This is a genomic window from Streptomyces sp. NPDC006487, from assembly GCF_042870555.1.
GTDB lineage: Bacteria > Actinomycetota > Actinomycetes > Streptomycetales > Streptomycetaceae > Streptomyces.
In genome coordinates, this window is record NZ_JBIAHN010000012.1 from 70,778 (window position 1) to 89,870 (window position 19,093).

Below are 19,093 nucleotides of genomic sequence, written 5' to 3' on the forward strand. Positions count from 1 at the left end.
CTTCCCGGGCGCGTTCCGGGGTACCGATCGAGCCATTTTCCCCGAGGTCTTCCCCGGCACCGCCAGGCGCCCGCGCGGGCCCGCTCCCCCGGCGCTTCCGGTACGACGTATGGACGGGGTGTGACGGCAGTGCAAAGCTCGAAGGAGGTCTTTTCCCCTCCATCCCCTCCAATCGGGAGGCACGAGCATCGTGGGAGCCGCATCACACCAATCCGGAGCCGCCGGCAGGGCGCCGACGGCCGACCGCCCGGCCTCCGTACGGAACGTCGTGCTGGTCGGCCACAGCGGATCCGGCAAGACCACTCTGGTCGAGGCCCTGGCCCTGACCGCCGGCGCCGTGAACCGGGCCGGGCGCGTCGAGGACGGTGCCACCGTCTCCGACTACGACGAGATCGAGCACCGCCGCCAGCGCTCCATCCAGCTCTCCCTGGTCCCCGTGGAGTGGGCCGGAATCAAGATCAACATCTTGGACACCCCCGGCTACGCCGACTTCGTCGGAGAACTCCGGGCCGGACTGCGCGCCGCCGACGCGGCCCTCTTCGTGGTCTCGGCCGCGGAGGACGGCGACGGGCTCTCCGGAGCCACCCGGATGGTCTGGGACGAATGCGCCGCCGTCGGCATGCCGCGCGCCATCGTCGTGACCCACCTGGAAGCCGCCCGCGCCGACTACACGCAGATGACCACGGTGTGCGGCGACGCTTTCGGAGCGGACGACCCCGATGCCGTGCGTCCGCTCTACCTGCCCCTGCACGGCCCCGCCGGCCCCGACGGCCACGCCCCGGTGGCCGGGCTGCTGGGGCTGCTCTCCCAGCGCGTCTACGACTACACCTCCGGCGACCGCGTCGAACGCGACCCGGACCCCGGCGAGCTCGCCCTGATCACCGACGCCCGCGCCCGGCTGATCGAGGGGATCATCGCCGAGAGCGAGGACGAGACCCTCATGGACCGCTACCTCGGCGGCGAGGACATCGACCTCAAGACCCTGGTCGACGACCTGGAACGCGCCGTGGCCCGCGGCACCTTCCACCCCGTCCTGATGGCAGCCCCCGCCGCCGACGGAGCCCGCAAGGGCCTGGGCACCGTAGAACTCCTGGAACTGATCACCGGCGGCTTCCCCACCCCGCTGGAGCGCGCGCCCGTCAGCGTCACCACCCCCGGCGGCGCGGCCCGCCCCGCGGTCACCTGCGATCCCGACGGGCCGCTGGTCGCCGAGGTGGTGAAGACCTCCTCCGACCCCTACGTCGGCCGCGTCTCGCTCGTCCGCGTCTTCTCCGGCACCCTGCGCCCCGACGAGACGGTCCACGTGAGCGGGCACGGGCTCACCGACCGCGGGCACGAGGATCACGACCTGGACGAGCGCGTCGGCGCGCTCACCTCCCCCTTCGGCAAACAGCAGCGCACCCTCACCCACTGCATCGCGGGCGATCTGGCCTGCGTGGCCAAACTCACCCGCGCCGAGACCGGCGACACCCTCTCCGCCAAGGACCAGCCCCTCCTGATGGAGGCCTGGTCCATGCCCGACCCGCTGCTCCCCCTCGCCATCGAGGCCCACAGCAAGGCCGACGAGGACAAGCTCTCCCAGGGCCTGGCCCGGCTGGTCGCCGAGGACCCGACCATGCGGCTCGAACAGAACCCGCACACCCGTCAGCTCGTCCTGTGGTGCCTCGGCGAAGCCCATCAGGACCTCGCCCTCGAACGGCTGCGCACCCGGTACGGGGTCCAGGTCGACCCGGTCCCGCACCGGGTCAGTCTCCGCGAGACCTTCGGCGCCAAGGCCGGCGGCCGCGGACGGCACGTCAAACAGTCCGGGGGCCACGGCCAGTTCGCCATCTGCGAGATCGAGGTCGAGCCGCTGCCGCCGGGCACCGGCATCGAGTTCGTCGACAAGGTGGTCGGCGGAGCCGTGCCGCGCCAGTTCATCCCGTCCGTGGAGAAGGGCGTCCGGGCGCAGGCGGCCCGGGGTCTCGCGGCGGGCTATCCGCTGGTCGACGTACGCATCACCCTGCTGGACGGCAAGGCCCACTCGGTGGACTCCTCCGACGCCGCCTTCCAGACCGCGGGCGCCCTGGCCCTGCGCGAAGCCGCCGCCGGGGCCTCGGTCCGGCTCCTCGAACCGGTCGCCGAACTCGCGGTGCTCGTTCCCGACGAGTACGTCGGCCCCGTCATGAGCGACCTGGCCGGCCGCCGGGGCCGCGTCGTCGGCACCGACGCGGCGGGCGCCGGCCGCACCCGGGTCCTCGCCGAGATCCCGGAGATCGAGATCGGCCGCTACGCCGTCGAGCTGCGCTCCGTATCGCACGGCACCGGACTGTTCAGCCGTACGTACGCGCGCCATGAGCCGATGCCTCCACAGATAGCGGACAAGCTGCGCGAACAGGCCGAGAAGGGAAGCCAGCTGACATAGCCTCACTCGAGCCGCCCACCCAACCCGCTTGCGGTGGGCGGTATTTGGCTGTCCCATGACCACGGGGAGGAATCGGCCGATAGGCTCGTCCGCGCGTGAGGCGGGCAGGCCGAAGGGGTAGACCAAGCGGGCAGGCCGAGCACGCAGGGCGGGAACGCCGCACCGGGAGCACCACTCGGGGCGGGCGGCATCGCGGGCAGGCCCGCACACGAGTACGACGCACAGCGATGGGGGCAGCGGTGGCGGACGACGGATTCGACTTCAGGCCCGGGGCACAGATCCCGCTCCAGGGCGGCGGCGGTCAGACCGCCGCGACCAACGCCCTCGCCTCGGCCGCCTACCGGGACGGCGGACGCGACACCAAACTGGAAGAGATACTCAAGGCCAACAACGAGTACCACGAGTCCGTCGTCAAACCCCCCAAGGTGTCCCTGCTGGCCCCCAACCTCGGCGAGGCCTTCTGCCGTGCCGTCGAGGCCCGCACCATCCCGCCGACCCGCAAGCCCCTCATCCAGTCCTTCGGCGCCGACCCGCAGACCGTCGTCGAGCACTGCCTGGCCGCCTCCCGCATCCGCAAGGAGCGCGACCGCAAGCTCCGCCTGATCATGCTCGCGTGCGGGGTCGTCTTCCTCCCCGGTCTGCTGCTGTGGCTCGGCCTGTTCTGGGCCCGCAAGGCCCTGGCGGCCTCCGACGCCAAGCGGGCCAGCTGGATGGGCACGGCGCTCCTCGTCGGCGTGGGCCTGGTGGTCGCCGTGCTCATGTTCCGGCTCCCGGTGACCGGCGTCCTGGGCATCTACGTCCGCGCCATGGTCATCGCCCCGGTCCTCGGCTGGTTCCTCGCCCGCCGGCTCTGCGAGGCCACCGCCGAGGACCTGCGCTCCCGCTGGGACGGGCTGCTCGCGGGCGGCGGCGGGGTGGCCGCCAAGATCCCGGAGGCCGTCCCCGGCAACCCCGACGAGAAGGCCCGTGAGGACCTGCGCCACTCCCTGGCCAAGCTCACCGCCGAGGACCGCAGCAACGCCGTGTTCTACGCCGGCCCCAAGGGCATACTCGGCATGGGCACCCGCTGGGGCAGCTGGCAGATGGCCGAGGAACTCGCCCCCAAGAACGAGGGCTCCGAGATCCACCCGTTCCGCAGCTGGGACGTCATACGCGCGATCGACGCCCAGTTGCGCAAGCTGGAGCGCGGCCCCCTGCACACCGGCGGCCTCCCGCCCGCCTCGATCCAGCACTGGATCGTCAGCCCGGTCGGCGAGGGCGCCAAGGAAGTGGCCCGCCCCGGCGGAGCGGACGTGGACACCTTCCTGGTCAAGCCGCACGAGATCACCCGGATCTGCAACGAGCAGCAGTTCAGCGCCGGCAACCGGCACTACCTCGGCATCCAGTACCCGCTCTGGGACGGCCAGCTCGTGATCACCATGCTGGTCACGGTCACCGTGCTCTACAAGACCCTGCGCGTGGAGGTCACCGGACACGCCCTCGGCCCGGTGCACGGCCTGTTCACCACCAAATCGGCGGCCCCGGTCGACGAGGTCGCCAAATCCGTGCGCTTCTGGGAGACCGTGGAGCTCAAGCGACCCGTGGTCGACACCAGCGAGGTCGTACGCCTCGCCGTGCGGGCCCCCTTCACCTGGTACCCGCCGCTCCTGGACTTCCTGGGCGGCAAGCTCGTCCTCCCCGAGCCCTTCGGCGTCCGCCACGTCTGGGCCGGCCAGCCGTGGCGTCACCGCTTCATGGCGGACGACGCGATGCGCGCCGCGACCCCGGTCCTGCGGGCGGTGCACACCGCCGCGATGCGGGTCCTGGAGGAGAACGGAGTCGACACCGAACGCTTCACCAACCGCTCGATGATCGTCAGCGGCATGGTCCAGGACGCCGCACCGCGCAAGGCGGACGTCTACGACGCGTGAGCCCGTACGGGCATCCGTACGGGCATCCGTACGGCGCCCTAGTCGTTGGGCCAGGCTCCGGCGAGCATCTGGCGGGTGTCCGCGAGGAGTTGGGGCAGCACCTTGGTGTGGCCCACGACCGGCATGAAGTTCGTGTCCCCGCCCCAGCGGGGCACGATGTGCTGGTGCAGGTGCGCGGCGATGCCGGCGCCTGCGGCCTGGCCCTGGTTCATCCCGATGTTGAACCCGTGCGCGCCGGAGGCCTTGCGCAGCGCGATCATCGCCCGCTTCGTGAGGTCGGCGAGCTCGAGGGTCTCGGCGGCGTCCAGGTCCGTGTAATCGGCGACGTGGCGGTACGGCACGACCATCAGGTGGCCACCGTTGTACGGGTAGAGGTTCAGCACGGCGTAGACGTGCTTGCCCCGGGCCACGACCAGTCCGTCCTGGTCCGACATGTCCGGAATCCCGCAGAAGGGACAGCCGTCCCCGGCCTCCGGCCCGGTCGGCTTGTTCTCCCCCTGGATGTAGGCCATCCGGTGGGGCGTCCACAGACGCTGGAACGCGTCCTGCGTGCCCACACCGATCTGCTGCTCCGGCTCAATCGTCATGGGATGCAGCATATGACCTTGGCCCCGAGCGGCGTGTCGCCGGGGCGAACACCGGTGTGCGGGACGCGATGCTGAGCCCATGAACGATGCACCCGAGACCGGTGACCAGGCCTGGGAACGCCGGACCGAGCTGCCGCTGTTCTACGCGTCCCTGCTCTTCCTCGCCGGCTACACGCTCTCCGTCGTGGCCTACCGGGCCCACCCGCTGTGGCGGGACATCGGCCTCGGCCTGGTCGTACTGACCTGGGCCTGCTTCATCGTGGACTACGTGGCCCGGCTGGTCCTGAGCCGCATGCGGCCGCTGCGCTTCGTCCGCGTGCACTGGCTGGACACCCTGATCGTGCTGCTGCCGCTGCTGCGGCCCCTGCGCATGGTCAAGGTCCACGACGCGATCCAGGCCCGCTACAACCGCCCGCGCCGGAACCTTTACGCGCGCGTGATGTCGTACGCGGGCCTGTCGGCCGGGCTGCTCGGCTTCGCGGGCGCCCTCGGCGTCCACCACTTCGAGCGCCAGGCCCCGGGAGCCTCGATCCTCACGCTCGGGGACGCGGTGTGGTGGGTGTGCGAGACGCTGACGACGGTGGGCTACGGGGACATGGCCCCGGTGACCCCGGGGGGCCGGATCATCGCGGCGTTCATGATGGCCGGCGGGCTGGCGCTGCTGGGTGCGGTGACGGGTTCGTTCTCGTCCTGGATGCTGCAGGCCTTCCGGCGGGAGGACGAGGAAGCCCCCGGGAAGTGAGACTTCCCGGGGGCCGACCCCATGGGCGCGGTGGGCGCGGTCACACCTGGACGCGGCGCTCCACGACGTCGACGAGCTTCGCCAGGGCCTGGTCGCGCGGGACGCCGTTCTCCTGCGAACCGTCGCGGTAGCGGAAGGAGACGGTGCCCGCGGCCATGTCCTCGTCACCGACGATGATCATGAAGGGGACCTTCAGCTTCTGCTGGTTGCGGATCTTCTTCTGCATCCGGTCGGACGAGGCGTCCACCTCGACGCGCAGGCCCTTCTTCTTCGCCTCGGCGGCGAACTCCTGCAGGTACTCGATGTGCGAGTCGCCGATCGGGATGCCGACCGCCTGGACCGGGGCGAGCCACGGCGGCATGACGCCCGCGTAGTGCTCCAGCAGGACGGCGAAGAAGCGCTCGATGGAACCGAACAGCGCACGGTGGATCATGACCGGGCGCTGCTTGGTGCCGTCCGGGCCGGTGTACTCCAGGTTGAAGCGCTCCGGCAGGTTGAAGTCGAGCTGCACGGTCGACATCTGCCAGGTGCGGCCGATCGCATCACGGCACTGGACCGAGATCTTCGGGCCGTAGAACGCGGCGCCGCCCGGGTCCGGGACCAGGGGCAGGCCCTGCTTCTCGGCGACCTGCTGGAGGGTGGCGGTGGCCTCCTCCCAGATCTCGTCCGAGCCGACGAACTTCTCCGGGTCCTTGGTCGACAGCTCCAGGTAGAAGTCGGTCAGACCGTAGTCACGGAGCAGGTTCAGCACGAAGGTCAGCGTGCGGTCGAGTTCCTCCGCCATCTGCTCCTTGGTGCAGTAGATGTGCGCGTCGTCCTGGGTGAAGCCGCGCGAGCGGGTCAGGCCGTGCACGACACCGGACTTCTCGTACCGGTACACGGTGCCGAACTCGAAGAGGCGCAGCGGCAGTTCGCGGTAGGAACGGCCGCGGGCATCGAAGATCAGGTTGTGCATCGGGCAGTTCATGGGCTTGAGGTAGTAGTCGGTACCACCGTCGAGCTGCATGGGGGGGTACATGCCCTCCGCGTACCAGTCCAGGTGGCCGCTCTTCTCGAAGAGGGTGCCCTTGGTGGCGTGCGGGGTGTAGACGAACTCGTAGCCCTCTTCCTCGTGCCGCTTGCGCGAGTAGTCCTCCATGGTGCGGCGGATGACGCCGCCGCGCGGGTGGAAGACGGCCAGGCCGGAGCCGATCTCGTCCTGTACGGAGAACAGGTCGAGCTCGGTGCCGAGCTTGCGGTGGTCGCGCTTCTCGGCCTCCACGAGGAAGTCGAGGTGGGCCTTCAGCTCCTCCTTCGACGGCCACGCGGTGCCGTAGATGCGCTGGAGCATCGGGTTCTTCTCGCTGCCGCGCCAGTAGGCGGCGGCGTTGCGCATGAGCTTGAACGCGGGGATGTTGCGGGTGGTCGGCAGGTGGGGACCGCGGCAGAGGTCCTTCCAGCACAGGTCGCCGGTCTTGGCGTCGAAGTTGTCGTAGATGGTCAGCTCGCCGCCGCCCACCTCGACGTTCGCGCCGTCGTCGGTCGAGGCCGAGCCCTTGATGCCGATGAGCTCGAGCTTGTACGGCTCGTTCGCGAGCTCCTCGCGGGCCGCCTCGTCGGTGACGACGCGGCGGGCGAAGCGCTGGCCGCGCTTCTGGATCTCCTGCATCTTCTTCTCGATGGCCTTGAGGTCATCGGGGGTGAAGGGCTTCGCGACGTCGAAGTCGTAGTAGAAGCCGTCCCGGACCGGCGGGCCGATGCCCAGCTTGGCCTCGGGGAACAGCTCCTGCACGGCCTGCGCCATGACGTGCGCGGTGGAGTGGCGCAGGATGTCCAGGCCGTCCGGGGAGGAGATCTCCACGGGCTCGACGGTCTCGCCGTCCTTCACCTCGTACGCGAGGTCCTTCAGCTCACCCGCGATGCGCGCGGCGACGATGGTGCGCTCGCCGGCGAAGAGCTCTGCCGCCGTAGTGCCCGTGGCCACCACGCGCTCGTCCCGCTCGGAATCGCGTTGGATGATCACACGGACGTCTGACACCGGTCTGCTCCTGACTCAGGGGGTGCGCGAGCGGATCACTGCGCGTCTGAATCGTACCGAGCGGATGGGCCGCGCCGCTAAACGGTTACCGCCCGGGCCCGTGGGAACCGCCGCCGGAGGTGGCTGCGTCCCCTGATGCACAAGATCGTTGGTGGGCGCAGAGGAGCATGTGATGACCGGCACGGCTACCCGTTACCTCTATCTCGTGCGGCACGGGGAGGCCGTGTCGGAGGAGGGCGGGCTGACGGAAGACGGCCGTCGGCAAGCCGTGCTCCTCGGCCGGCGCCTGCGCGACGTCCCTCTCGCGGCCGTGCACCACGGCCCGCTGCCCCGGGCGGAGCAGACCGCGCGCCTGATCGGCGAGCAGTTGGAGAACGTCCCCCTGCACGTCTCGGACGCTGCCGGTGACTACGTTCCCCACATGCCGGCGCGGGAGGAGCTTCCGGCGGATTCCGCGGACCTCTTCCTCCGCTTCCTCGCGGACGTCACCGAGGAGGAGCGGGCGCAGGGACCGGTGCTGGCCAGGCGGGCGCTGGAGCTGTTCACCGGGCCGGTGGACGGTGAGGAGGACCGGCACGAGCTGGTCGTGACCCACAACTTCCTGGTCGCCTGGCTCGTCCGGGACGCCATGGACGCGCCGCCGTGGCGCTGGCTCGGCCTCAGCCACGCCAACGCCGCTCTCACGGTCATCCGCTACGCGCCCGGCCGGCCCGCTTCCGTCCTCGTCTCCAACGACCTGCGGCACCTGCCCCCCGAGCTGCGCTGGACCGGCTTTCCCCCCGAGCTGCACGTCTAGGTCGTCTCGTTCGGATCCTGCCGGTCGGGCCCGCGCCGCCCGGCCGTCCTAGTCGTCCGAGGGCAGCACGTCCCCGGCGTCGAGGGACTCGTCCAGGGACTTCATCAGCCGGTCCCGCTCGACCTCGTCCAGGGGGACCGGACGGACGTCCGCCGCATCCGTCAGACGGCGGAACCCGCCCCGGCGCTGCAGGCGTCCGCTGACCCGGATCGGCAGGCCGACCAGGTGGGCGTGGCCCGCCACCCGGTACGACTCCTCGTCGAGCACCACCCGGACGTACGGGATCTCCGCCCCGGCGAGGACCCGCAGCCGGACCGTGCCCCCGCCGCCCGGGTCCGAGCGGCGCATCCGGACCACCGCGCCCGCCACCCGTACCGGGACCGCCGGCTCGTCCCTCGTGTAGCGCGCGGCCGCCTCCCGGAGCACGGGGAGGTCGCCGGGCGAGAACTCCACCGGCTCCGGCCGGGCCGCGCACCCCGCCGGGACCCCCGCCGCCGGTGCCCACGCTAGGGCCACCCGGGCCCCCTCCGAGCCGCGGACCAGCGAGATGAGCGCCTCGGCGAGCTCCCGGCTGACCCCGGCCTCGACCGCCGCGTCGAAGGCTTCCATGCCGCCGGTGGCCCGCCGGTAGTCCACGGCCTCGCGGGCGGCGTGCAGCGCGTGGTGCAGCCGGGTCACGGTGCCCCGGCCCCCGTCGACGGGGACGTACGCGGTCAGCCGCCGCCCGCCCGGCGCCGGCCCGACCAGGACCCCGTCCAGCGCCCGCTCCGCCTGGCCCCGGTGCCGGGCCCCGTAGTACCCGGCCCGCGCCCGGTCGGCCAGGGCCCCGGCGAGGAGCAGCTGGCGGGCGGCCGAGCGGAGCTGTTCCTGGACCGTCCAGTCGGCCTCGCCCTGGAGTCCGTACGCCCCTCGCGGAATCTCGCGGTCCCAGCGGATCTCGTCGCTCGGCACGCTGAGCCCGTACAGCACCTCGCGCGCCGACGGCAGCGCGCTGCGCGAGAGCGCGGTGAGCGCCTCTTCGAGCAGGTCGGCGCAGTCGGGGAAGGCCCGGCTCTCGGGCACGAGGAGGCTGGTGCCGCCGCTGCCCGTGGCGTACGGGGCGGGCGGCGTCCAGCGCCCGTACCGTCCCGCGGCGCCGCCGCGGCGCAGCCAGCCGTGCCGGTGGAGCAGTGCGCCGAGCACGAGCGGATCGATCTGCGCGGGATCGGGGGCGCCCGCGGCGAACTCCTGTGGGGAGAGCGGCTCCAGGTGCGGTGACTGCCAGTTCATCAAGGTGTCCCTCCCGACCCGACCCGGGTCATGATCTCGCAGAGCGCCCGGTCGTCGAAGATCCGCGTGGTCGGGATCCGTACGGTGGTCCGGCGCCGGCCGGTCACGGGGTGTCCGGCGAGATTGGTCCAGTAGCAGCAGTGCCGCAGGTCGAGCCCGTCGTGTCCGGCGCTCAGCCATTGGTCGCGTTCCCGCGGGACGAGCATCACGACGAGGATCTTGTGCACGGCGACCGGAGTGCGGGCCAGCTTCACCAGGTGCTCGTTGTCGAGGGTGAAGCCGAAGGTGGGCCCTGCCGGTCCGGCCGGTATCTGGTAGGTCGCCTTGAGCTGGACCTTGATGGTCACCTCGTCGTCGACGACGTGCTCGGGGGCTCCGTGACTGACGTGCCAGTCGATGCCGTTGTCGGGAAAGGGCTGGGACAGCGAGCAGCCGGCCGCGGCCACGACGGCGTGCAGGTATCCCACCTGGAGGGTCTCCATGCAGGCGGTGGTGGCGAGCGTGCCGCGCAGCGGTCCGCTCCGCGGGTCGGTCCGCGGATCGATCCGTCCCGCGAGCACCCCGCCCGGTTCGGGCTGCGCGAGCGCCATGGCCGGCTCCCCATGCCTTCCGGGCTGTCCCGTTTCAAGCGGCCGCGTCAGGCCGCGTCCGGTCCGATTCAGGTCCGTTTCAGGGTGTCGGGGTTGACGACCGGTCATGTGTGCGGTCCCCCAGTTGAGTTGTCTCCGCAGTCGGCGTGCCGCAAACGGCGTACGGGGCAAAGAGCCCGGGTATCACCGTTTCGGGCAAGGGTGGCGGACCTGGGGCGCGGTGCCCGGTGGGGCCATCTGCCGACGGGTGACGAGGAGTTCGCCATGACACGCTGGTACGAGGGCCCGCTGGCCGCATTCGACACGGAGACGACCGGGGTGGACGTGGAACGGGACCGGATCGTGTCCGCCGCGCTCATCGTGCAGGAGTGCGCGGGCGGCCGGATCCGTTCGACGCGCTGGCTGGTCAATCCCGGCATCCCGGTACCTCCGGGGGCCACGGAAGTGCACGGTCTGACCGACGATCACCTCCAGCGCAACGGGCGGTGGCCCGCGCCGGTGGTGGAGGAGATAGCCCGCGCGCTCGGGGAGCAGCAGGTGGCGGGGAGGCCGGTGGTGGTGATGAACGCGCCGTTCGACCTGACGCTGCTGGACCGGGAGTTGCGCCGGCACCGGGCGTCCTCACTCGCCCGGTACCTGGACAACCGACCGCTGACGGTGCTGGATCCGCGGGTGCTGGACAAGCATCTGGACCGCTACCGCAAGGGCCGCCGGACGCTGACGGATCTGTGCGCGCACTACGGGATAGAGCTGGAGGGGGCCCATGACGCGGGCGCGGACGCGCTGGCGTCACTGGAGCTCGTACGGGCCGTGGGGCGCCGGTTCGCGGGCCGGCTGGAGCGGCTGTCGCCCGCGGAGCTGCACACGCTCCAGCAGGTGTGGCACGCGGCTCAGGCGCGGGGACTGCAGGCGTGGTTCGCGCGGCAGGGCACACCGGAGTCGGTGGATCCGCACTGGCCGCTGCGGCCGGAGCTGCCCGCGGCGGCGTGAGGGACCGGCGCGGAGGGGCCGCGCGTGGGCCGCGCGCAATGCCCCGTACATGCGGAAGGCCGGTCCGTCACAAGACGGACCGGCCTGTCCCGGTGGGCGATACTGGGATCGAACCAGTGACCCCTTCGGTGTGAACGAAGTGCTCTCCCGCTGAGCTAATCGCCCGGGAACGGTGTGAACAATACAGAAGGCTCGGGGCTGGTTCAAACCGCTTCCGGCCGGGCCGCGAGATGTGCCGCGAGCCCGCGCCGCCCGGCCCGCATCATCAGGGTGTGGTTGAGCCGGAACACCGGCCGCCCCGGGAAGGCGAGCACGCGCATCAGGGGGCGGCGCACCTCGACCTCCTGCTCGTACAGGGCCCGCGTCCCGCCGGCCCGCGGTCGTACGGTCCAGCGCGCCCAGCCCTCCAGGTCGCCGAGCAGGGCGACCTCCAGGATCCCGCGCGCGGGGTCCCGCAGGAGTTCGGCCGCGCTCACGCGCAGGGTGTACGGGAGGGCGGAGCGGATCAAGGCGGTGCCGCTGCTCCCGTCACCGGCGGGGGCGACGGAGCGGATCTGGGGCCACCACAGGGGGTAGGACTCGGGGCGTTCCAGGGCGGCGTAGACCCGGGCGGGCGCCGCGTCGAGGTCCCACACGCTGCGGAAGCGGTAACGGGTCCACCGGCCACCGGGGTTGGCGGGGTCCACGCGGCTGCGGCCGGGCCTGCCGCTGCGGCTGCTTCGGTCCATGCCTCCAGTCTTGCGCGCGGCGGGGGCGCACACCGGGTACTCAGCCGGAACTCACCGGGAGATGAGTACGCGCACCCATGTCCTGACGGGGTGACGGGCACCACACTCCGAACCATGGACAACCCCCTGCCGCCGGCCGAGGAGCTCGTGCTCATCGACCGCGAACTGATCCAACTCGACGCCCGGCGCCACTTCCTGCTGAGTCGCCGCGCGTGGCTGCTGGCCGCTCAGACCCCCCACGCGTGGGGTGCGCCCGCCCGGCCGAAGGCGTCAGCCCAGGCCACGGAGGCCTCGGCCCCCAGTGCGCAGAACGTGCTGCTGGTCCTGGGCGCGGTACTGCTGGCGGTCGCGGCGCTGGCGTTCACGCTGGTCAGCTGGGGATCTCTCGGAATCGCCGGGCGCAGCGCGGTGCTCGCCGTGGTGACGGCGGCGGCGCTGGGCGCCCCGGTGGCGCTGCTGCGCCGCGGGCTGCGCTCGACCGCCGAGGCGGTGGCCGCCGTCGGCCTGCTGCTGACGGTGCTGGACGCGTACGCGCTCTACGCCGTCGGCATGCCGGAGGTGGACGGCACGGCCTACGCGGCGGGCGCGACCGCGGTACTGGCCGCGGGCTGGGCCGCGTACGGCCGGACGCCGGCCGTACGGGCCCTGCGGGCCCCCTTGCCCGCGGCGCTGCTGACCGCGCAGCTCCCGCTGCCGCTGGCCGCGCTGGCCGGCGGGGCGACGGGGCCGGAGCTGGGCTGGGCCCTGCTGGCGACGGCTGCCCTGGACGCGGGGCTCGCGCTGCTCCGGCCGGGGCGCTGGTCCTCCTGGGCGGGGGCCGCGGGCTCGGTGGCGGGCGGGGCCGCGCTGCTGACGGGTCTGGCGGATTCGGTGGCGGCGGAGTCGGCGGGCGGGGCCCTGGGCCCGTCGGCGCTGCTGGCTGCGGTCGCCGCACTGGCGGTGGTGGTGGCCTGGCGCAGCGCCCGGATGCCGGTGGCGTTCTCCGTGACGGGCGCCCTCGCGGCGGTGGCCGCCCTGGGCGGTCTCGCGGCGCCCGAGCTGCGCCCGCCCTGGGGTGCGGTCGGGTACCTGGTGGTGGCCCTGCCCCTGCTGGGGGCGCTGCGGGTCTCCGCACTCCCGGAGCCGGTCCGGCGCGGCCTCGCCCTGGCCGGTGCGGGGGTGGCCGTCCTGGAGGCGGCCACCGCCCTGGCCTGGGTGGCGACGGTGCTGATGGGCCGGCTGCAGGTGCTGGAGGAGGTCTGGTCGGTGACGACTCCCGCCCCGGCGGCCGGGAACGGCCCCGGGCTCGCTCCGCTGGTGGCGCTGCTGCTGACGGCCGGAGCCGCGTGGTGGCTGGTCCGGGTGCTCCCGGTGCGCCGGGAGCCGGGAGTCGCCGCGGTGGTCCTGGGCTGGGCGGCGCTGTTCACGGCGCCCGTGGTGTTCGACCCGGCGCCGGGTGCGGTCTTCGCGGCCCAGCTGGCGGTGACGCTGGCGGCGGGAGCGCTCGCACTGCGGTCCACGGCGGTGGCGGTCGCCGGCGGCGGCAGCCCCGCGGGCGCCGGGTCCGCGTCGGACGCCGGTTTCGGGCCGGCCGGGATCGCCGCGGGGGTGTGTGCGCTGGCGGGGGCCGGGAACGTGTCCGTGGCGGCCCTGGACGGCCGACTGGCCACCTTCGGGGTGCTCGGCCTGCTGGGGGCCGCCTGCGCGGCGGGGGCGGCGTACCGGCCCGCTCCGGCGTGGGCCCGCTCGGGGGCGGCGGCGCTCGCCGTCGGGTACGCGACGCTGCTCGTGGTGGCGCTGGGAGCACTGCTGGAGCGGCCGGTGGCCTGGTGGGCCCCGCCGCTGCTGGTGGTCCCGGCGGCGGTGGCGGCGCTCGGGCCCCGGCTGGGCCCCGTGCGGATCCCGGCGGAGGCCGCGGCGGCAGCGGCGGGCTTCCTCGCGGTCGCCCTGGCCACCGGGGACGCTCCGGTGCTCGCACTGGTCCTGGCGCTGGCCGGGGTGGTGTGCGCGGCGGCGGCGGTGCGGCCCGAGCGCCGGTCGGCGGCGGGCTGGCCTGCCGGGGCGCTGTTCCTCGCGGCGACCTGGGTACGGCTCGCGGCTTCGGAGGTGACGGTGCCCGAGGCGTACACCCTGCCGGTGACGGCGGCGGCGCTGGCGGTGGGGTTCCTGCGGCGGCGCCGTGATCCGCTGGCCGGGTCCTGGACGGCGTACGGACCGGGTCTGGCGGCCACCCTGCTGCCGAGCACCCTCGCGGTGTGGGGCGATCCGCACTGGCTGCGGCCGCTGCTGCTGGGGACGGCCGCGCTCGGGGTGACCCTGGCCGGTGCCCGCGGCCGGCTCCGGGCCCCGCTGCTGCTGGGCGGGGCGACGCTGGCGGCGGTGGCCCTGCACGAGCTGACCCCGTACGTCGTCCAGGTGGTGGACGCGCTGCCGCGCTGGATGCCGCCGGCCCTGGCGGGGGTGCTGCTGCTGGTGGTGGGGGCCACCTACGAGAAGCGGCTGCGCGACGCCCGCCGGCTTCGGGAGGCCATCGGCCGGCTGAGGTAGGCCCGGCGCAGCCGGAGCCTGGGCCGGAGCCTGGGCCGGAGCCTGGGCCGGAGCCTGGGCCGGAGCCTGGGCCGGAGCCTGGGCCGGGCCCGGAGCCTGGGCCGGACGGGTGAAAAAGCCAGCGGCCCGGAGACTGTGAAAGTCTCCGGGCCGCTGGTCCGGGTGGGCGATACTGGGTTCGAACCAGTGACCCCTTCGGTGTGAACGAAGTGCTCTCCCACTGAGCTAATCGCCCGGACGCACCGCAAACATTACCGCATGTCAGCGGTGCTCTCCGCCATGGTCGGGCGGGCTCACCCCACCTCGCGGTTCCAGGGCAGCACGAGCCCGTACTTCCACAGGTAGAAGCCGATCAGGACGCCCGCGATCACGAGCCCGACGCTGGTCAGGATGATGTTGCGCTGGCGGACCTTCGGATCCAGGGCCTTCTGGGCGGCTTCGCTGACCTTGCGCTTGGTCCAGCGGAGCGCGAGGTGGGCCCAGGCGAATTCGGTGGCCCAGATCGCGAGGCCCGCGAAGATCGCCACCCAGCCCGGTCCGGGCAGGACCAGCATGGCGACGCCCGCGCCGATGACGGCGAGGCCGACGATGAAGACGCCGACCTGCCAGCTCAGGTGCAGGCCCCGGCGGGCCTTGATGAAGGCCGGCGCCTTGGAGACGTGCGGCGCCTCCTCGGCGGCGGACCCCGCCGCGGATTCGTCCGCCGTCCCGGTGGCGGACTCGGCTGCGGATTCGGCGGCGGACTCGTTGGTCTCGCGGTCACTCCCCGTGTTCATGGGGTCGAATCTACCGGAGGTCCCAGCACACGTGAATGGTCGTTTGGATCCGCCGTCCGAGGGACCCAGAGGTCCGCAAAACGGTCAGAGGGGTTTACAACGGCACCGTAGGTGGCATGTCGATTTCGCCGACGTGCGAATCCCCGAGCGCACACTGAGCGAAAGGCCCTGGCGCTTATGAACACCACGGTCAGCTGCGAGCTGCACCTGCGCCTCGTTGTGTCGAGCGAGTCCTCACTGCCTGTTCCCGCGGGCCTGCGGTATGACACGGCCGATCCCTACGCCGTGCACGCCACCTTCCACACCGGCGCCGAGGAGACGGTCGAATGGGTATTCGCCCGCGACCTCCTCGCCGAGGGCCTTCACCGGCCCACCGGTACCGGCGACGTCCGTGTCTGGCCGTCCCGCAGCCACGGCCAGGGAGTCGTCTGCATCGCCCTGAGCTCACCGGAGGGAGAAGCGCTGCTCGAAGCACCCGCCCGAGCACTGGAGTCGTTCCTCAAGCGGACGGACGCCGCGGTTCCACCAGGAACCGAACACCGGCACTTCGACCTCGACAAGGAGCTCTCCCACATCCTGGCCGAATCCTGAGCCAGGCCTACAGAGGGAACCCTCCCCCGGCTGAGTCCGGGGGCCGTACGACACCGTCCGACTCGGGGCGACGGTGCACGGCGGACAACCACATACGGAAGTGCCGGCGCTGTTCACGCGGAAGCCACCCGCGCGGACGGCGCCGGTGCGCTTTGGGGACGACCCGCTAGAGTCGGCCAGCGGCGGCGGCAGCAGACCGTCACCGCAGGCCCGGCCCTCCAGGGAGACCCCGTGCAGATCCCCCACGACACCCGTCGCGCGCTCGACGTCGTCGTCGCGCTGGTGAACACCTCTGCCGAGACGGAGCAGCCCGACGCACTGGCGGACGTGAACGCGCTGCGCGCCTTCGTCCACGAGTACGCGATCAGCGACGTCGGCGAGCTCAGCGCCCGCGACCTCGCCGGCGTGCGCACGGTGCGCGGCAAATTCGCCCAGGTCTTCGCGGCGCCGAACTCCCGCATCGCCTCCGTGCTGATCAACGAGCTGGTCGCGACGGCCGGCACCACCCCGCAGCTGACCAACCACGACGGCTACGACTGGCACGTGCACTACTTCGCCCCCGGCGCCTCGGTGGGCGACCACCTGGCGGCCGACGGCGGCATGGCGCTGGCCTTCATCGTGGTCTCGGGCGAGCAGGAGCGGCTGCGCCGCTGCGAGGCCCCGGACTGCCGGCGGGCCTTCGTCGACCTCTCCCGCAACCGCTCCCGGCGCTACTGCGACAGCCGTACCTGCGGGAACCGGCTGCACGTGGCGGCGTACCGGGCCCGGCGCAAATCGGAGCTGGGCACGGAGCCGGGCTCAGAGCAGGAAGAGATCGTGCAGGGCGGCGAGGAGCAGCAAGCCGCCGATCACGCCTAGGAAGATCATCAGGGGCGGCTGGGAGAGCGCGAAGAGGCAGCCTCTCGGCTCCTCGGCGACGGGGACGGCGACGGGGACGGTGGCCGGCGCGGGAACGGCCGGCTCACCCGGTGATGTGTCGAGCATGTCGGGGCGATGATGGCGCAGCGAACCCGCGCGCACCGCTCAACACGCCAAACGCAACCCGCGAGTTCACCGGATCCCGTCAGATCAGGTGGTTCCCGGCCGGGACCGCCCCGACGCCCGGGGCCACGGCGACCGGGGTCATATGCCGTGCTTCTTGAGGATTGCCTCGATGTCGGAGAAGTCCTCGGCGGGGGCGGCCGCCGGAGCCGGCCGCGGGCGGGCACCGTCACCCAGCGAGGGCGCCGAAGCGGCCGGGGCGACGGCCTCCTGGGCCGGGCGGCCCTTGGCGGCCTTCGGCCTCTTCTGCTTCCCCTCGCCCTCCCCCGCGCCCAGTCCGCGCCGCTCTATCGCGCGGGTGGTCACGAAGAGCAGCCAGGCCAGTCCCAGCACGGCGAACCCGGCCCAGACGGTCGGCTTGAAGACGATTCCGGTCGCCCAGGCCACGACGCCCGTCATCACCAGGCCGACGGGCACCAGCGAGTACGCCGCGATCCGCGTGGCCGCGAGGAATCGCTTGCGGTAGGCGGTGAGCGCGGCGATGCCCAGGCCCGCCGCGGACACCGCGGAGCAAATGGTCTCGGCGAGCATGCGGGGCCTCCAGGGGCGGATCGGTCGGTCGCACCCGGCCGGCGGGCCGGGCGTTCTGTCCCCCTCCATCCTGCACCGGCGACCCTGGCCCTGGCCACGGCCGGAGCCCCCGGCGGGCGGATCTCCGGGACATCTCCGGGTCCCGCCTCCTCCCCAGGTCCCGGTCCGTGCCCGTCCCCGCGGGCTGGGAGACTGTCCGTATGACCGATTCCGTGATCCTCGACGTCTGGTGCGAACTCCAGTGCCCGGACTGCCACAGCGCTCTGGACGACGTGCGCGCCCTGCGGGCCCGCTACGGCGACCGGCTGGACATCCGGCTGCGCCACTTCCCGCTGGAGAAGCACAAGCACGCCTTCGCCGCCGCGCAGGCCGCGGAGGAGGCCGCCGAGCAGGGCCGGGGCTGGCCGTACGTGGAAGCCGTACTGGCCCGTACCGCGGAGCTCGGCAAGGCCGGCGAATCGGTGCTCGTCGAGGTCGCGCGTGAACTGGGCCTGGACGCCGAGGAGTTCGATACCGCCCTGATCGACGGCCGGCACATCCTGATCGTGGACGCCGACCAGGCCGAGGGCAAGGCGATCGGCGTGACCGGCACCCCGACGTACGTGATCGACGGAGAGCGCCTCGACGGCGGCAAGAGCCAGGACGGCCTGCGCGAGCGCATCGAGGAGATCGCCGACCGACTGCTCGCCGCGGACGCCTAGACCGTCTCTTTCGGATCCTGCCGGTCAGGCCTGAGGTTCCTAGATCAGGTCCTTGGCGTAGTTGAAGTCGGTCGTCCGGTAGCCGAGGGACTCGTAGAGCCGCACCGCCGGGACGTTGTCGCTGAAGACGTGCAGCCCGAGCACCCGGTGGCCGGCGGCGAGGGCGGTGCGTTCGGCGAGGAGCATCAGGTCCCGGCCGTAGCCGCGGCCGCGGTGCTCCTCGGCGACCGCGACGTCGTAGACGTAGGACCCCCCGCCGTTCGGCGCGACCCACACGGTGCCCACGGGGACGCCGGCCGCCTCCAGCACGGAGAAGCTGACGTCGGGGGTGCCCAGGCCCAGGGGCAGCATGGCCGCGTGGTCGTTCGCCGACTTCACGTGCGCGGCGGCGGCCGGCATGCCCCGGCTGATCCAGTTCTGCGCGTACTCCTCCAGTCCCGCCGCGTGCCAGGTCTCGAACTCGGCCTCCGTCATCGGGCGGCCGGCCACCCCTTCGGACAGCGCGGGCGGCTCGGCCGGGAGTTCCTTGGCCATGTTGCGGCTGTACTCGGCGTACCCGAGGGCGGCCGCAAGGCGCAGGCCGCCCGCCGAACCGGCCGGGACCGATACGCGGACCCGCCGGCAGCCCCAGCCGCGCAGTACCTCCTCGGCGGCGAGCGCGGCGACCGTGGCGCGGCCGCGCCGGCGGTCGGGCTCCTCGACGGCGAGCTCGCGGATCTCGGCGACCGTCGGCCCGAACGGGGTGTCGGCGGCGAGCAGCAGGGCGCCGACGCGCCTGCTGTTGACGCGGATCTCGTACGGGCGCGAGCGCGCCCCGCCGGTGCTCTGCTGAAGCGGCCCGCTCGGCCGCAGGGTGGTGGTCATCAATCGAGTTCTACCCGCCCTGCGGCCCGA

18 protein-coding genes and 2 tRNA genes are annotated in these 19,093 nt (G+C 72.8%); 9 read left to right on the forward strand and 11 right to left on the reverse strand.

The features are described from left to right. Positions 1 to 190: 190 nt before the first annotated feature. Positions 191 to 2,404, forward strand: a complete 2,214-nt coding sequence (locus ACFYM0_RS21845) for an elongation factor G-like protein EF-G2 (RefSeq protein WP_388503757.1) — start codon at positions 191 to 193, stop codon at positions 2,402 to 2,404. Positions 2,405 to 2,643: 239 nt separating this feature from the next. Further along, the gene (locus ACFYM0_RS21850; protein WP_388503759.1) at positions 2,644 to 4,314 is read left to right on the forward strand and encodes a hypothetical protein; all 1,671 of its coding nucleotides are present in this window, start codon (positions 2,644 to 2,646) and stop codon (positions 4,312 to 4,314) included. Between the two features lie 38 nt (positions 4,315 to 4,352). Here the strand turns inward: ACFYM0_RS21850 and ACFYM0_RS21855 are convergent, their stop codons facing one another. Then, positions 4,353 to 4,913, reverse strand: coding sequence for an HIT family protein (locus tag ACFYM0_RS21855; RefSeq protein WP_388503760.1), 561 nt, complete (start codon positions 4,911 to 4,913; stop codon positions 4,353 to 4,355). A 67-nt stretch (positions 4,914 to 4,980) separates the two neighbouring features. Here ACFYM0_RS21855 and ACFYM0_RS21860 point away from each other — a divergent pair, with 67 nt between their 5' ends. Then, a complete protein-coding gene (locus tag ACFYM0_RS21860; protein ID WP_388503762.1) occupies positions 4,981 to 5,643 on the forward strand; it encodes a potassium channel family protein in 663 nt (220 codons plus the stop codon). Positions 5,644 to 5,683: 40 nt separating this feature from the next. Here the strand turns inward: ACFYM0_RS21860 and thrS are convergent, their stop codons facing one another. Next, the gene (gene thrS / locus ACFYM0_RS21865) at positions 5,684 to 7,660 is read right to left on the reverse strand and encodes a threonine--tRNA ligase (RefSeq protein ID WP_388503764.1); all 1,977 of its coding nucleotides are present in this window, start codon (positions 7,658 to 7,660) and stop codon (positions 5,684 to 5,686) included. A gap of 172 nt (positions 7,661 to 7,832) precedes the next feature. On the opposite strand from thrS, the gene ACFYM0_RS21870 reads away from it, so the two are divergent. After that, a complete protein-coding gene (locus tag ACFYM0_RS21870; RefSeq protein ID WP_388503766.1) occupies positions 7,833 to 8,456 on the forward strand; it encodes a histidine phosphatase family protein in 624 nt (207 codons plus the stop codon). Positions 8,457 to 8,504: 48 nt separating this feature from the next. Here ACFYM0_RS21870 and ACFYM0_RS21875 read toward each other — a convergent pair whose 3' ends face one another. After that, a complete protein-coding gene (locus tag ACFYM0_RS21875) occupies positions 8,505 to 9,725 on the reverse strand; it encodes a hypothetical protein (RefSeq protein ID WP_388503768.1) in 1,221 nt (406 codons plus the stop codon). Then, positions 9,725 to 10,315, reverse strand: a complete 591-nt coding sequence (locus ACFYM0_RS21880; protein ID WP_388503769.1) for a DUF4365 domain-containing protein — start codon at positions 10,313 to 10,315, stop codon at positions 9,725 to 9,727. The genes ACFYM0_RS21875 and ACFYM0_RS21880 overlap by 1 nt, the downstream gene beginning before the upstream one ends. Before the next feature lie 264 nt (positions 10,316 to 10,579). On the opposite strand from ACFYM0_RS21880, the gene ACFYM0_RS21885 reads away from it, so the two are divergent. Then, positions 10,580 to 11,305 (forward strand): 3'-5' exonuclease, encoded by a 726-nt coding sequence (locus ACFYM0_RS21885; protein WP_243334222.1) that lies wholly within the window; start codon positions 10,580 to 10,582, stop codon positions 11,303 to 11,305. A 93-nt stretch (positions 11,306 to 11,398) separates the two neighbouring features. On the opposite strand, the gene ACFYM0_RS21890 is transcribed toward ACFYM0_RS21885, so the two are convergent. Beyond that, positions 11,399 to 11,470, reverse strand: a tRNA-Val gene (locus ACFYM0_RS21890). Positions 11,471 to 11,508: 38 nt separating this feature from the next. Next, on the reverse strand, positions 11,509 to 12,033 hold the full coding sequence (locus ACFYM0_RS21895; RefSeq protein ID WP_388503771.1) for an SRPBCC family protein: 525 nt from the start codon (positions 12,031 to 12,033) through the stop codon (positions 11,509 to 11,511). Positions 12,034 to 12,147: 114 nt separating this feature from the next. Between ACFYM0_RS21895 and ACFYM0_RS21900 the strand changes: the two genes are divergently transcribed. After that, on the forward strand, positions 12,148 to 14,559 hold the full coding sequence (locus ACFYM0_RS21900; RefSeq protein WP_388503773.1) for an SCO7613 C-terminal domain-containing membrane protein: 2,412 nt from the start codon (positions 12,148 to 12,150) through the stop codon (positions 14,557 to 14,559). Positions 14,560 to 14,722: 163 nt separating this feature from the next. On the opposite strand, the gene ACFYM0_RS21905 is transcribed toward ACFYM0_RS21900, so the two are convergent. Further along, positions 14,723 to 14,794, reverse strand: a tRNA-Val gene (locus ACFYM0_RS21905). 58 nt (positions 14,795 to 14,852) lie between these two features. Beyond that, positions 14,853 to 15,335 carry a TIGR02611 family protein gene (locus tag ACFYM0_RS21910; RefSeq protein ID WP_388503775.1) on the reverse strand — a complete coding sequence of 161 codons (483 nt, stop codon included), beginning with the start codon at positions 15,333 to 15,335 and terminating at the stop codon, positions 14,853 to 14,855. 177 nt (positions 15,336 to 15,512) lie between these two features. On the opposite strand from ACFYM0_RS21910, the gene ACFYM0_RS21915 reads away from it, so the two are divergent. Both ACFYM0_RS21915 and ACFYM0_RS21920 read left to right on the forward strand, forming a co-directional pair. Beyond that, the gene (locus ACFYM0_RS21915; RefSeq protein WP_030011909.1) at positions 15,513 to 15,926 is read left to right on the forward strand and encodes an SsgA family sporulation/cell division regulator; all 414 of its coding nucleotides are present in this window, start codon (positions 15,513 to 15,515) and stop codon (positions 15,924 to 15,926) included. Between the two features lie 231 nt (positions 15,927 to 16,157). Then, positions 16,158 to 16,784, forward strand: coding sequence for a CGNR zinc finger domain-containing protein (locus ACFYM0_RS21920; RefSeq protein WP_388503778.1), 627 nt, complete (start codon positions 16,158 to 16,160; stop codon positions 16,782 to 16,784). On the opposite strand, the gene ACFYM0_RS21925 is transcribed toward ACFYM0_RS21920, so the two are convergent. After that, on the reverse strand, positions 16,725 to 16,910 hold the full coding sequence (locus tag ACFYM0_RS21925; protein ID WP_388503780.1) for a hypothetical protein: 186 nt from the start codon (positions 16,908 to 16,910) through the stop codon (positions 16,725 to 16,727). The two genes, ACFYM0_RS21920 and ACFYM0_RS21925, sit on opposite strands and share 60 nt — an antisense overlap. 138 nt (positions 16,911 to 17,048) lie before the next feature. Further along, positions 17,049 to 17,498, reverse strand: coding sequence for a hypothetical protein (locus tag ACFYM0_RS21930; RefSeq protein ID WP_388503782.1), 450 nt, complete (start codon positions 17,496 to 17,498; stop codon positions 17,049 to 17,051). A gap of 200 nt (positions 17,499 to 17,698) precedes the next feature. On the opposite strand from ACFYM0_RS21930, the gene ACFYM0_RS21935 reads away from it, so the two are divergent. Continuing rightward, positions 17,699 to 18,199 (forward strand): DsbA family protein, encoded by a 501-nt coding sequence (locus tag ACFYM0_RS21935; protein ID WP_388503785.1) that lies wholly within the window; start codon positions 17,699 to 17,701, stop codon positions 18,197 to 18,199. Between the two features lie 39 nt (positions 18,200 to 18,238). Here ACFYM0_RS21935 and ACFYM0_RS21940 read toward each other — a convergent pair whose 3' ends face one another. Next, positions 18,239 to 19,063, reverse strand: coding sequence for a GNAT family N-acetyltransferase (locus tag ACFYM0_RS21940; RefSeq protein WP_388503786.1), 825 nt, complete (start codon positions 19,061 to 19,063; stop codon positions 18,239 to 18,241). Positions 19,064 to 19,093: the final 30 nt, after the last annotated feature.